Genomic DNA, 13254 nt, shown 5'->3' on the forward strand with positions numbered 1-13254 from the left:
GTACCTCATCAATCAGAAGCCCATTCGCAGGCTGAGAGAAACAAAATCCCTGTCGGTGCTGGCGAAGGGCGTGTTGCCACTGGCCGACCAGGAGAGCTCGGCCGAGTAGTCCTGCAGGTAGTCGAATTTTGTCCCGACCGACCCGAGCAGGCGGCCTTCGGAAAAGACGCCGTCGTAGGACCAGCCCTTGACGTCCTGACCGAAGGCCATGAACGGCGAGACGTTGATCCCGGCCAGCAGCGCCGGATAGCTGAGTTGAGCGCGCAGGCGATAGCCCCAGGAGAATTTGCTGGTGTACCCGTCTGTGGAACAGCCTCGATTCTGGTATTGACTTGGAGACCCGAGGGCGCAGCCGATCGTGTTGCCATTGGCCAGGTCGGAGCCATACAGGTCCCCCTTGGCATATCGGCGGTCATTCAGGTCGGGCAGGTCGTGCATGTACTTCATACCCGCCTCGCCAATCAGGTTGAGGTTATCGGCGCCCAGCACCTGGGGCAGCGACTTGAGGAACCCCAGCGAAAGCTGCGAGATCTTGCGCCGGTCGTAGCCGTTGTAGACCGATCCAGGTGCGGCGTTGATGGCATCCTCACCAAGGGTGATGTTCTGGCCGATCGCTTGGCCTAATTGCACCGGGTTGCCGGCAAAGGCTGGGATCAGATCGCCGTTGGCCAGTTGCACCGGCTGGTTGGGTCGGAAGCTGTATTCGCCAAAGACTGACGTCCCCCACAGGTTGCTGGAGAAGCTCAAGCCGAAGATACGGATGTCTTCCGGGAAGTCGGCGAAGTAGGTGCCGTTGGTGTCTTGCCGGCCTGCGATCCAGCCAGCTCCTGGACCAGGGCGCAGGTCCGTGGTGATGCTGGTGTAGGGAGTGCGTGAATGGATGTTCATCGCGTAGGCGCCGAATTCGGTGTCGAGCTGATCAGCGAAGTAACGCAATGCGAAACCGAACTGACCGTTGTCGGAGGGTTCGTTGTCACCGGTACGGCGGATGATCTGGTCGTTGGCAAAACTCGCTGGATCGTTCGCTCCGCCACGAGGTACACCGAAACAACCATCTGGAAGAAAGTCGTTGCTTGAAAAGTAGGTGCCGCAACCTTCCAGCACCGTGCGCCGCCATTGCAGTTGATAGAACGCTTCGAGGCTCAGGCTGTCCGTCAGGCCGAAGTTGCCATACAGCATCGGCACCGGCAGCAACGCTTCCTTGACCTGCGATCCGGGTCGACGCAAGGCAGCGACGTCGACGGGATTGATCGCGTTGATGCCGTTCTGGAAGTACAGGCCTTCGCCCCAGTTGATCACCTGGTTGCCCACCCGGGCATTCAAGGGATGCTCGGCAATGGTGAAATCACCGAACACGTAAGCATCCAGCAACGCCACCCCCTGAAACTTGGCGAGTTCGTCAAAGTGACTGTCATCGAGCTTGCTGTTGGGTTGGTAACCGTTGGAAGAGTGCCCGAAGTCGACTTCACGGTTGTTCAGGGTGTAGTCGTACCAGGCCTTGCCGCGAATGAAGGCGCCATAGTTTTGCCAGTTAAGTTCCATTTCACCCAGCAGGGTGACGGGTGAGGACACCAGGTTGCGCTTGCGAAAGTTCAGCCGCCCGTCATCGCCCGTACGACCGCCGCTGGGGTTGAACTCACCGGGTTTACCGTAACCGATGGCGTTGGCGTTACCCTGGAATATGTTATCGGCATTGGGTTTCTCGGCGCTCCACACACCACCCAGGCTGAGGCTGCCATTGTAACGGCCACTGACTTCACCCCAGGTGAAGTCGGCAGCGCTGGCGTAATTGCACAGGGCACAGGCCAGAGGTGTCAGGAACAGGCCGGTGAGTTGCCGGCGATGGAGCCGCGCAATGCCGCCGCTTGATGGAGAGCCCATGAGGTCTGCCTCTTAATTATTGTTATAGGAAGCCCGTCGGCACACCTGGCGCGGGGACGCCAGGTACCGTTGAGTTGTAAAACCGGGAGTCAGGCCAGCCCGAGAGGGCCGGCATGGATCGTTACTTGAGGGCTGGGAGCAGGGCGCTCACCATGCTGTTGAAGGCCGTGACGCTATCAACTTTTGGCGCTGCGATATGTGCGGTGGTGTTCGCACTGGTAGCCCTGGGCGCCATGTCCGGTGCGGAGGACATCTTGACGATCACCAGTTCTCGTTTGGGGTTGATATAGATCCGCTGGCCAAAGCGACCGGCCGCCTCGACGGAGCCGTCACCGTCGTTTTTCTGATACCAGTAATTCCTGTAGGAATAGCCCGCTCGCTCCTTGGCGTTCGGATTGCCTTCGATTAGGGCCTGGTTGGCATTGGGCTTCAACGCCAGTTGAACGGCCTGCGCAAACGGGTCGTCGGCCTGTCGTGCAGCGGCGGCTTGACGGACGGCTTCGGCAAATCGAGCGACGTCATGCAGGGTGCTGCTCATGCCTCCACTGGCCATTTCGGTACCCAATTGATCCACCTGAGCGTAGGCATCGTCCTCTGCAATACGGGACCAGATGCGTTCCGAAACCAGCGTCGACCAACTTTTCCCGGTGATTCTGCGCATGGCCCAGGCGACCGCTTCAGGCGAACCGTTCTGATAGAACCAGATGTCCGTGTCGGTAGATTCTTGTGGGCGTGTCGCCACTTTCAGAAAGTCATAGATATTGTCGGGCATGCCCTCTCGGCGAGGCAGGATGCCGGCCGCCGCAAACAGCCCCAGATCGGGTGGCAGATTGACCGGGTAGATGGCGCGAACCTGCATGTCGAGATTCTGTTGCACGGTGGCTTCGCCGAACGGCGTGCCGGTCAGCTCCGGGACATAGCTCGCCAGTCGGGCCGTCGGGTCCATCTTGCCTTCTGCGATGAGGCTCGCGGCAAGCAACCCCGTCACTGACTTGGTCATTGATGCCCAGATGTGCGACTGCCGAGGGCTGAATGAATCCAGGTAGCGCTCGTACACCACCTTGCCGCGTTGCAGGACAATGAAACCATCGGTGTAAGTCTGCTGTAGATATTCCGGCAAGGTCAGCAATGCGTCTCCCACCTTGAAATTCAGCTCATCCAGGGCGAGCCGATTGCCAGGGATCAGCGGCAGGGCGGTTGGACCCCGGTCGATGCCGGTGGTGGGCGACATTGATCGCGCATTACGCAGCGCCCAGCGCAAATTGGGCATTTCAAAAGCGTTGAGTTTGTTCACGCGCTTATCCATCGCCGGTGGAAAACCCTGCATCACGCCCAACTGAATTGGATCGGTGGTGGTTACAGCGGCAACGGCCTGCCCGCTGATCGCAGCCAACAACAGGACGGGAAGTAACCTAAAGGACTTTGCTGCCAGTTTTGCTGCAACGTTTTTTTCATTTTTCGTGACGCACATTTTTTTTGTTATCTCCTGATGGCGTGGGTTGCCAAGGTGTTGCCAGCGTCGACTGGATCAAACGGGCTGGACATTGATTCCAGTCTGAGAGCGGGATATACATAAGCGCAATGCATCACTAGCTATCGATACATAACCAACAGGAATGCCATGGACGTACGTGACCTTGAGTATGTGATCGCTGTCGAGCAATGCGGCACCATCGGTAAGGCCGCCGATATGCTGGGCCTCACCCAACCTTCGCTAACCAAAGCCGTGCGCCGGGTTGAAACCTTGTTGGGGGTCATGCTTTTCGAACGAACCTCCACAGGCATGCGGGTGACCCAGGCGGGTGTGCAATTTCTGACACGAGCCAAACGTCTGCGCCGCGACTACGACGATGCACTGGCAGAGATGCGCAGCATTCGAACGGGCGAACAGGGCGCCGTGCGATTGGGGTACTCGCCATCGCTTCCCGATGGTCTGCTGGTCGCCAGTTGCCGCCGTCTGTTGCGCGAACGCCCGGCCGCCCGCTTGCGTCTGCGTCGCCGCCTGGCCCAGGAGTTGCTGGACGCATTGCGCAGCGGCGAGATCGATGTGGTGGTGATGCCGTTACCCGGCGTCACGCCCGAGTTCGCCACAGAATATTTGTACGAAGATCGTCTCGCTGTCGTGGCTGATACAGGCCACCCATTGCTGGCAAGGCCTCGCCTGGATTTGAGCGACTTACAGGGTGAGGAGTGGCTGCTGCCGGAAGGCCATATCGTTATCCGGCAATCGCTGGAAGATGCCTTTCACCGACATGGACTGGCGCCGCCGTTGCTGCGCATAGAGGCTGACTTCAGCAGTGAGGCCCTGTTTCAGTTGATCAACGGTACCAACATTCTGACGATATCGCGGTGTGGGCAGATGACCCGTTCGGCCGGGTTGGAACCGCTGAATCTGGTGGTCGATGGCCTTGAGTTCAATCGTCGGATAGGGCTGGTTACCCGCACCGGAGGCTATCTGTCCCCGGTCTGCTGCCGGTTGATCGACCTGTTCAGGGAGGAGGCGACGCCAAGCAATATGGCGAAGTGGCTGTAGCGACTTTTGCACGTGGCTGCACGGAATTTTGCGCTCAGCCCTATCCCGTTTTGTTATGGGTGCTCATCAAACAGTGGTATTGGCGAGCATTTTTTCTCCGCTTGTAAGATCGGTCGCCCTCGATCTACTTCGGAGAATAATTAAAAGTGAACCTCGCAAAGATACTGAGCCGAAGTGCGCGTTATTGGCCCGATAATCTGGCCGTTATCGATACACGGCAACGGCTGACTTATGCGCAACTGGAGGCACGCACCAATCGCCTGGCATCGGGATTATTGAAGCTGGGCCTCAAGCAGGGCGCGCATGTTGCGATATTGGCAATGAACCGTGCTGAACTGGTCGAAGCGGAAGTTGCTTTCTATAAAAACGCAATGGTCAAAGTGCCGATCAACGCTCGGTTGTCCCCTGAGGAAATCATCAGCGTTCTCAATGACTCGCACAGTGAGGCGGTCGTTACCACAAGCCATTTCGCCAGTGCGCTGGCTTCGTACCGGCAAGCGCTACCGCATTTGAAATGGGTGATCGCGTTGGCCGAGACCGGTGGCGATGTTTCCTATGATGCCGTGCTGGAGATGGGCGCAGAGACCCCGGTACACACTGATCCGGACGACGATCAGCTGGCCGTGCTGCATTACACCTCCGGTAGTTCGGGCGTGCTGAAGGCCGCGATGCTGACGTTTGGCAACCGCAAGGCGCTGGTGCGCAAGAGCCTGGCCAGCCCGGTTCGCGGTGCGGGTTCTGATGACGTCATGGCCCACGTCGGGCCGATTACCCATGCCAGCGGAATGCAGATCATGCCGTTGCTGGCGGTCGGTGCCTGTAACTTGTTGATCGAACGTTACGACGACGAGTTGTTGCTGCGCACCATTGAGCAAGAGCGGGTGACGCGCTTGTTCCTGGTGCCAGCGATGGTCAACCGCTTGGTGAATTTCGCGAATGTGGAGCGCTTCGACCTCAGCAGCCTGCGCCTGGTGATGTACGGCGCTGCGCCGATGGCTCCGGCGCTGGTTCAGCGAGCCATCGAGGTGTTCGGGCCGATTCTGGCGCAAGGCTATGGCGCGGGGGAAACCTGCTCGTTGGTGACCGTGTTGACCGAGCAAGATCATCTCGTCAAGGACGGCGATGTTCGGCGGCTTGCTTCTTGCGGACGCTGTTATTTCGAAACCGATCTGCGGGTAGTCGACGCGCAATTCGAAGACATCAAACCCGGTGAGATCGGCGAGATCGTGGTCAAGGGCGCGGACATCATGAAGGGCTATTGGCAGGCGCCGGAGTTGACGGCAGAAGTCATGCGCGACGGCTTCTACCTGACTGGCGATTTGGCCACGGTCGATGAACTGGGTTACGTGTTTATCGTCGACCGCAAAAAGGAAATGATCATTTCCGGCGGTTTCAACGTTTACCCCACCGAAGTCGAGCAAGTGCTGTACAGCCTTCCACAGATTTTCGAAGCCGCTGTCGTCGGTGTACCAGACCCACAGTGGGGCGAGGCGATAAAGGCCGTTGTGGTGCTCAAGCCCGGAGCAAGTCTGGACCAGGAGCAGATCATTGAGTACTGCGCCCAACACCTTGCCGGATTCAAGAAACCACGCAGTGTCGATTTCATCGACGAGTTGCCGAAGAACCCCAACGGCAAGGTAGTACGCCGCCTGGTTCGTGACGAGTACTGGAAGAACAGCGATCGCAAGATCTGAAACCACCGAAGAGAATTAGACATGATCGAACCAAGCGAAAAAGCCAAACGCATCATCAGTGACATGGGTGCCTTCATCCGTGACGAAATCATCCCGCTGGAAAAGAAAGAGCAATTGCAATGGGGTGAAGCCCATCCCAAGGCCATCCTCGCCGATGTCTGGAAACGCTCCTGCGAACTCGGTTTTTACAATGTCATGTTGCCCGAGCCTCTTGGCGGAGCGGGATTGAGTGTGGTCGACCTGTGCGCGGTCAAGGAGTCGGCCATCCTGACCGGCTCAATGCTCGCCCCTCATGTGCTGGGCGAGTTGAGCGGGCCGCCGCGTATCGGCCATCTGTTTCGTGTGGCCAGCGATGTGCAGGTTGAGAAGTTCTTGCAGCCTGTGTGTCGTGCGGAAAAAGCCGTGTGCTTCGCCCTTACTGAAGCCGAGGCCGGTTCGGACGCCAGCGCCATCAAAACCAGCGCTCGGCTCAATGGTGATCACTACGTACTCAACGGCGCCAAACGCTACATCTCCGGTGCTCCTTACGCCGATATTGCCGTGTTGCTGGCGGTCACCGGGCCGGGGCAGGGCGCGGCAGGTATTTCTGCCTTCTTCGTTGACCTCAAGGCGCCTGGCGTGAAAATCGATTCGGACTATCAGGTCATGTCTGGCGCAGGCAGCCACGGCAACATTGAGCTTTGCGACGTCAAGGTGCCGGTGGAAAACCGCATCGGTGAAGAAGGGGCCGGTTTCAAGCTGGCGATGGGGCGCATTACCCTCAACCGTCTGTTGCATTGCCCGACCATGTTGGGGATGGCGGGGTTGGCGTTGAATCTGTCAATCGACTATGCGCGTACGCGGACTCAGTTCGGCAAGCCGATAGCCATGTTTCAGGCGGTCAACCATATGATCGCCGACATGGCCACCGAGTTGCTGGCCGCACGCAGCATGATGTACGCCACTGCGGCGTTGAACGATGCGGGCGGTGATATCAAGGTTCAAGCGCCGATGTGTAAAGTGTTCGCCTCGGAAACCGCGTTTCGCATCGTCGACCGTGCCGTTCAGGTTCATGGCGGTGCCGGTTTGATCCGGGGCAACCCGGTGGAATGGTTGTTCCGCGCCACCCGGATGATGCGAATTCTCACCGGTACCAGCGAGATCCAGCGCAACACCATCGCCAAGGGTATTTTGATGCCCGACTAAGCATAATCCGCAACGCCTGCCTCCGGGCAGGCGACTCACTTATAACAATAATCAGGGGTACTCCATGCTTAGTGTTGAATCAGCCTACCGGCCAAGGGCTGCCTGGACGATTGCAGTTCTGCTCGCCGTGATGATGTTGGTTAATTTTCTCGACAAGGTAGTTATCGGCCTGGTCGCGGTGCCGATGATGCAGGAACTGGAGCTGTCCCCGACGCAGTTCGGTTTTGTCGCAGGCGCGTTGCACTGGCTGTTTTCGATTTCAGCCGTGGTCGGTGGCTTTGTTGCCAACCGCAAGCCAACGCGTATCTTGCTGCTGGGCATGGGTTTGTTTTGGGCACTGATTCAACTGCCTATGCTGTTTGCCACCTCACTGTGGGCGATCGTTGCTTGCCGGGTGTTGCTCGGAATTGGGGAAGGCCCGGCATCACCGGTGGCCACTCATGCGTTGTACAAGTGGTTCCCTGATAACAAACGCAGTCTGCCGGTGGCTTTGCTGCATTCAGGCAGCGCCATGGGTTTGCTGGTGGCCGGTCTGCTGATTCCCTGGATCAGTTTGCATTACGGCTGGCGCACTAACTTTGCGGTGCTGGCCCTGGTCGGTCTGATCTGGTGCATCGTCTGGTTTCGGTTTGGTCGCGAAGGACAAATGGACAGGGTCCATGTGAATGCTGCGCAGCCGGATACAGGCCACATACCGTATCGTCGGTTGCTGAGGGATCCGACAGTGTTGGGCAACTACGTCGGCCACTTCGCGGCCAACTGGTCGCTGGCGCTGACCTTGACCTGGGTTCCGGCCTATTTGGAGAAAGGGTTGGGCATGGCCTCGTTGAGCGCGGGGAAGATGTTCGGCGCTTTCGTGCTGGTGACCACGCCCCTGAGTCTGATCATGGCGTGGTGGTCCCAGCGTCTGTTGCGTCGTGGTCTGCCGTCGCGTGTTGCACGTGGCATGTTCGTGTCACTGTGCCTGATCCTGAGCGGGCTGCTGGCTGCCGCACTGGTGTTGCCCGGGCTGTCGGTGGTTGAACGAATGGCCTGTCTGACGTTCAGTGGTGGCCTGGCGCTGGTGATGTATTCGATCGGCCCGGCGATGCTGGCCGAGGTCGTACCCAGCGGGCAGCGCGGCAGCATGCTGGCCATTGGTAATGCCTGCGGATCACTCGCAGGGCTTGCAGCGCCTGTCGTCACCGGCTTTCTCGTACAGGGTGCGACGGGCATCAACGGCGAGGGTTATGCCCATGGTTTTCTGGTCTGCGGGGCCATTCTGGTCATTGCCGGTTTGAGCGGGCTATACATGATGAACCCGCAGCGCTCGCGTGCTCAATTACATGATGGGATGCCTGCTGTCGCTGTGCGTGCTTGAGCGGATCAAGCTTCTTCGTGAGGTAATTGCCGTTCGATCAACTCGCCTTTCCAGCGACCTGATTGCACGGTTTCGACGAGGATCGAGCGGACCAGATCGCGCATGCAGGAGGCCGCGAAGGACAGGGGTTTGTGGGTCGAGTGGGCGATGGTAATGGTGCGTTGCAGGCATGGCTCGACGATCCTTCGCGCGCATTGCAGTGTCCCTTCCTCGACCGCAGGCCAGTTGCAGATGGTTGCCGCCAGACCGCTGCGCACCAGACTGCTGAGTCCTTGAGCGGTCTGCTGTTCGTAGACCACATTGAGTTCCACTCCGGCCTGCATCGCTGCCTGTTCCGCCCGGCGGCGCAAATGCGAGCTGCTGCGCGGGGCCATCACCAGGGCGCTGGCGGCCGCCTCGACCAAGGTGATGACTTCACTGTGATTGGCCACAGCCAATTGACCCAACCAATAAAGCTCTTCGGTGAACACCGGATCGGCGTGCACGTGCTCCAGCTCCTCGGCGTTGGGCACCACGCCGAAATCAACCTTGCCCAGTTCGATCGCTTCGCCGCCTTCCTGACTCAGGCCATCGCGTACAGTCAATTCGATGCCCGGAAACTTTTCACCGGCACGGGTGATAATCAGCGGCAGCAGCAGCGTCGATGCAGTGACAGGTATGGCAATAGACACGCGCCCCTTTGGATTGCCTTTGGTCGATTCCAACTCGTCCTTGACCGAATCGACGGTCTGCACCACCGAGCGTGCGATTTCGAATAGACGTCGACCTGCGTCGGTAAGGTTGATGCCATCGTGCAAACGCTCCAGTAACTGCACCTCCAACTCTTCTTCGAGCAAGCTGATCTGCCGGCTCAGTGCGGGCTGGGCGATGTACGCCTGTCGAGCAGCGCCCGAGAAACTGCCTGCTTCGGCAATAGCGATCAGATAACGGAGCTGTTTCAGCGTCATGGACAATTCTCTGGCCATGCCAATGCGTTATGGCATGTATTGAAAGTTGATATTTGTCTAGAAAAAAGCGGCTCCTTAGTATCACCAAACAGAGGAGGTGATACTACTCATTCCTGCGTTTGGATTTTGTAAGTTCAGTCAATGATCACAATGACAACTTGCTTCTGCGCGCGCCGACATGAGCTTTAACTCCACGATGCTGCATTTAAAAAACGCATTTCTATAAGGGCGCGCTGAGTGAAGATTTTCAATTCCAGGTTCAGCCTCAATCGTTACTTTACCGATGAGGGGCAAACGCCCGATCCGCGGTTCACGTTGGCTAACGAGCGTACCTTTCTTGCCTGGATCCGGACGGCATTGGCGTTGCTGGCCGGTGGTGTTGCCATCGAAGCGTTTGCCTCTTCGGTGCTGACCGAGAGCGGCAAGGTGCTGTTGGTGATCCTGCTGTTGAGCCTGAGTCTGCTGGTCAGTGTTTGGGCATTCTGGCGCTGGGCCGGTGTCGAGCGCGCATTACGCAACGGAGTTGAACTGCCAATTCCATCGTTGATTCCCATTCTTTCGCTAGGCTGCGCTGCAGTGACAGTCGTTGTGTTTTTGCTGTTCTGCGGGCGTGCTTGATGGATGCGGGCCTGCAGGCGGAACGCACTGCGCTTGCCTGGCGTCGAACGCAGCTCGCATTTTTTCTGGTGGCTGCACTGTCGATGCGCTGCCTGTTGCATCACCCGGCGCTGACACTGTTGATTTCGTTACAGGCGATTTTACTTGCCGTGTTCATTGCGCATGGCCAACCGCATCGCTACGCCAGCCATTTGGCCGCATTGACGTCGGCCGACTTGGTGGCAAGACCTGTAAGCATTTTACTGTTGAGTATTCATGTTTCATTGATAGCACTGACCGCATTGATGGCAGTGCTGTTGTCGTCACTATAAGGAATAGATATGAAGCCAGAATGGTCCTGCCTCAAAGACGTGAAAATCATTGATGCCAGTCAGTTGTTGCCTGGTCCGCATGCAACTTCGTTACTGCTGCAACTGGGCGCCGATGTGATCAAGGTGGAACGGCGTGGTAGCGGTGACCCGTCCCGTGAGTTGGGCAGTGCAGTATTTGCCCAATTCAATCGCGACAAACGTTCTGTGGCGCTTGATCTGCGTGACAGTGCAGACCGGGAAGCTTTCCTTGAACTGGTTCGTGACTGCGACGCCGTGGTCGAAGGGTTCCGTCCCGGTGTGATGAAAAGCTTTGGGTTGGGTTTTGACGACCTGGTCAAGGTCAATCCGGCGATAGTCATGTGTTCCATCTCCGGCTTCGGTCAAACCGGTCCTTATGCGGACAATGCGGGGCACGACCTGAATTACCTCGCACTGGCCGGCTACTGGGCAGCGCCGACACAGGTCGAGAGCAAGGTGGCTCGACCAGGCGTGCGCGTGTCGGACTATGCCGCTTCCAGTTATGCAGCACTGTCACTGGTGGTCGCGATCATGAGTGCACGGCAAAATGGTGTCGGTCAGCACTTGGACGTGTCGATTCACGACAGCATTCTTTCCTGGACAGCCCCCACGGCATGGTTGGCCAGGAACTTTGAAAAGAACCCGGTGATGTCGCCCATGGTGATGCCGGAGAACGATATTTTCGAAACTCAGGATGGCCGTTACATCGCGTTAGGCATTCTCGAAAACAAGTTCTGGATAAATTTGTGTGATTGCCTCGGTGAGGTATTTCCCCTGCTCAAGGATGTACGATTTTCAACGAGGATGGGACGTTTGGCTTGTAAGCAAGAGGTCAATCAACTGCTCAAACAGATCTTCCGGACCCGACCCCTTGCTGAGTGGCGCCAGTACCTCGCCGACTTTGATTTGCCATTCTCACCGGTACTCGAAGCCCGTGAGCTATTTTGCGACGTCCACGTACAATCACGAGGCACCCTTCGTGAGTTTGCAGAAGAGGGCGCGGTCGCGGTCCGTTTTCCGGTCAAGTTCTCTCTTGGTTTGCCTGATTCTGAAGGGAGAGTTCCCACGCTTGGGGAATTCACGTCAGCGACCGCCAAGTGAAAAATGAATAACGTATGTTTGGCAATTTCAATTTGAAACGATGGCTCCGCCCAGAAACAGACACGGGCACAGATTACTTCTGGGGCGAGAATAGTTAATCATCAATGAGCGCTTCTGGCCGATTTCTGCCGGTCATGACTGGCCTGAGTCGATACGAAGCAATCGTTTGGCGATATCTGCGAAACTATGGGCGATTCTATATTGAAGAATCTGATCTATGAAGGCAGCAGGGATCCAGTCGCGGCGTAGTCTGGAAAAAACATCATCCATTCGGTCGGTGGGAGCTCGTAGGTTGAGGACAACTCAGTACTGAGTCGATCGCCCAACAGATTCCAGGCGCGTTTCCTCCCTGAGGATCCGGCCGGCATCATTGGCGGTCAGCGACTCGAGTTCTTTGATGGTAATTTTGGCCATGAAATGGACTCCCCCTACTTTTACCCCCACAAAACGACTGGCTCTGGGTGGAATCTTCAGCTGATACCAAGGTCATGGCGCGAGAAGACTGCCTCGCTGTGTCCTGGTCGCTTGAGCAGAAGGGGACGACCGTTAAAGAGTCTTTTCCGGCGCCGGTTGGTCGTTGGGGTGGGCGATGATTGTTTTGAGCTCTGTGCTCATGGGGAATTTGAGATTCAAGCCTTTGGGAGGGATGGGTTGAGTAAACCATTTATCGTAGATGGCGTTGATTTCGCCCGAGGCGAAAAGTGACTTGATCGAGTCATCCACGACTTTTTTGAGATCCGGATCACCCCGACGCATTGTGCAACCATAGATTTCGTTGGATTGCGGGGTGCCGGTAACCACCCAATCTTCCGGTTTCTTTGCCTTGGCCATCTCGCCCGCCAGCAATGCGTCGTCCTGCATGAACGCAATGGCGCGACCGGACTCGAGCATTTGGTAAGACTCACCAATGTCTTTGGCAGAGATGACGTTCATGTTCATCTTTTTCTCGGCATTCATGACCTTGAGCATCCGCTCGGCAGTGCTGCCAGCAGTGGTCACGACGTTCTTGCCGTTGAGATCCTGAAAGTCCTTGTAAACCGAATCCTTCCTGACCAACAAGCGGGTGCTGGCTTCAAAAATACCGACCGAGAAGTCGACCTGCCGGGCTCTCTCGGCGGTATTGGTTGTGGAGCCGCACTCCAGGTCCACAGTGCCGTTTTGCACCAGCGGGATACGCGTCTGAGATGTCACCAGGTTGTATCGTACGTTCAGCTTGGGCATACCGAGTTCTTGCTTGATAGCCTCGACAATCTTTAATTGAATGTCATGGGAGTAGCCCACCGGCTGACCGGATCCGTCGGCAATATAAGAGAAGGGAATGGACGAGTCTCGGTGACCCAGGGTGATGGTTCCCGAGGTCCTGATTTTCTTGAGCGTGCCGGTGAGTTCGGCAGCCATAAGGGGAGTACTGCTTAAGGCTGCTGTCAGGGTAACGCCCAGGATTGTAGGGAAGGCACGCATCAAAAGCTCCTCATAAGGGTCAGGCGAGTCTTTTTCGGACTCGCCCATCTTTGGCTCGGCGAAAGGTCTCGCGGAGCTTGGTGATTTGCCGGTTGTCAGTGACGGTCCAGGCAGACGGTCCGTGCGTTACAGAATTCGCGCACGA

11 protein-coding genes are annotated in these 13254 nt (G+C 57.3%); 7 read left to right on the top strand and 4 right to left on the bottom strand.

The window, feature by feature from the left end:
• Nucleotides 1-12: 12 nt before the first annotated feature.
• Together AC1DWG_RS05125 and AC1DWG_RS05130 are read right to left on the bottom strand one after the other, a co-directional pair.
• Nucleotides 13-1881: a DUF1302 domain-containing protein gene (locus AC1DWG_RS05125; RefSeq protein WP_477787415.1), complete on the bottom strand. Its 1869-nt coding sequence runs from the start codon at nt 1879-1881 to the stop codon at nt 13-15.
• Between the two features lie 121 nt (nt 1882-2002).
• Nucleotides 2003-3175, bottom strand: a complete 1173-nt coding sequence (locus AC1DWG_RS05130; protein WP_477787416.1) for a serine hydrolase domain-containing protein — start codon at nt 3173-3175, stop codon at nt 2003-2005.
• 327 nt (nt 3176-3502) lie between these two features.
• Between AC1DWG_RS05130 and AC1DWG_RS05135 the strand changes: the two genes are divergently transcribed.
• The 4 genes from AC1DWG_RS05135 to AC1DWG_RS05150 all read left to right on the top strand — a co-directional run bounded on the left by AC1DWG_RS05135 (nt 3503) and on the right by AC1DWG_RS05150 (nt 8653).
• Entirely contained in the window at nt 3503-4414 is a 912-nt protein-coding gene (locus AC1DWG_RS05135; protein ID WP_477787417.1) for a LysR family transcriptional regulator, read from the top strand.
• A 146-nt stretch (nt 4415-4560) separates the two neighbouring features.
• Nucleotides 4561-6108: an AMP-binding protein gene (locus AC1DWG_RS05140; RefSeq protein WP_477787418.1), complete on the top strand. Its 1548-nt coding sequence runs from the start codon at nt 4561-4563 to the stop codon at nt 6106-6108.
• A 21-nt stretch (nt 6109-6129) separates the two neighbouring features.
• Entirely contained in the window at nt 6130-7293 is a 1164-nt protein-coding gene (locus tag AC1DWG_RS05145; protein WP_477787419.1) for an acyl-CoA dehydrogenase family protein, read from the top strand.
• Nucleotides 7294-7357: 64 nt separating this feature from the next.
• Nucleotides 7358-8653 (top strand): MFS transporter, encoded by a 1296-nt coding sequence (locus tag AC1DWG_RS05150; protein WP_477787420.1) that lies wholly within the window; start codon nt 7358-7360, stop codon nt 8651-8653.
• A gap of 5 nt (nt 8654-8658) precedes the next feature.
• Here AC1DWG_RS05150 and AC1DWG_RS05155 read toward each other — a convergent pair whose 3' ends face one another.
• A complete protein-coding gene (locus AC1DWG_RS05155; RefSeq protein WP_477787421.1) occupies nt 8659-9600 on the bottom strand; it encodes a LysR family transcriptional regulator in 942 nt (313 codons plus the stop codon).
• A 237-nt stretch (nt 9601-9837) separates the two neighbouring features.
• On the opposite strand from AC1DWG_RS05155, the gene AC1DWG_RS05160 reads away from it, so the two are divergent.
• From AC1DWG_RS05160 to AC1DWG_RS05170, 3 genes are read left to right on the top strand one after another with little or no spacing between them, the layout of a single operon-like run.
• On the top strand, nt 9838-10218 hold the full coding sequence (locus AC1DWG_RS05160) for a YidH family protein (RefSeq protein WP_477787422.1): 381 nt from the start codon (nt 9838-9840) through the stop codon (nt 10216-10218).
• A complete protein-coding gene (locus AC1DWG_RS05165) occupies nt 10218-10529 on the top strand; it encodes a DUF202 domain-containing protein (protein WP_477787423.1) in 312 nt (103 codons plus the stop codon). The genes AC1DWG_RS05160 and AC1DWG_RS05165 overlap by 1 nt, the downstream gene beginning before the upstream one ends.
• A 9-nt stretch (nt 10530-10538) precedes the next feature.
• Nucleotides 10539-11648: a CaiB/BaiF CoA transferase family protein gene (locus AC1DWG_RS05170; RefSeq protein ID WP_477787424.1), complete on the top strand. Its 1110-nt coding sequence runs from the start codon at nt 10539-10541 to the stop codon at nt 11646-11648.
• Nucleotides 11649-12194: 546 nt separating this feature from the next.
• On the opposite strand, the gene AC1DWG_RS05175 is transcribed toward AC1DWG_RS05170, so the two are convergent.
• Entirely contained in the window at nt 12195-13109 is a 915-nt protein-coding gene (locus tag AC1DWG_RS05175) for a transporter substrate-binding domain-containing protein (protein WP_477787444.1), read from the bottom strand.
• Between the last annotated feature and the right edge of the window lie 145 nt (nt 13110-13254).

The organism is Pseudomonas sp. P4_B3 (assembly GCF_056402295.1).

What these genes read in the sequence shown, in the direction of transcription:
- AC1DWG_RS05155 (WP_477787421.1), bottom strand. Translation starts at nt 9,600, where the DNA reads ATGACGCTGAAACAGCTCCGTTATCTGATCGCTATTGCCGAAGCAGGC.
- AC1DWG_RS05170 (WP_477787424.1), top strand. Translation starts at nt 10,539, where the DNA reads ATGAAGCCAGAATGGTCCTGCCTCAAAGACGTGAAAATCATTGATGCC.
- AC1DWG_RS05135 (WP_477787417.1), top strand. Translation starts at nt 3,503, where the DNA reads ATGGACGTACGTGACCTTGAGTATGTGATCGCTGTCGAGCAATGCGGC.
- AC1DWG_RS05145 (WP_477787419.1), top strand. Translation starts at nt 6,130, where the DNA reads ATGATCGAACCAAGCGAAAAAGCCAAACGCATCATCAGTGACATGGGT.
- AC1DWG_RS05150 (WP_477787420.1), top strand. Translation starts at nt 7,358, where the DNA reads ATGCTTAGTGTTGAATCAGCCTACCGGCCAAGGGCTGCCTGGACGATT.
- AC1DWG_RS05165 (WP_477787423.1), top strand. Translation starts at nt 10,218, where the DNA reads ATGGATGCGGGCCTGCAGGCGGAACGCACTGCGCTTGCCTGGCGTCGA.
- AC1DWG_RS05175 (WP_477787444.1), bottom strand. Translation starts at nt 13,109, where the DNA reads ATGCGTGCCTTCCCTACAATCCTGGGCGTTACCCTGACAGCAGCCTTA.
- AC1DWG_RS05125 (WP_477787415.1), bottom strand. Translation starts at nt 1,881, where the DNA reads ATGGGCTCTCCATCAAGCGGCGGCATTGCGCGGCTCCATCGCCGGCAA.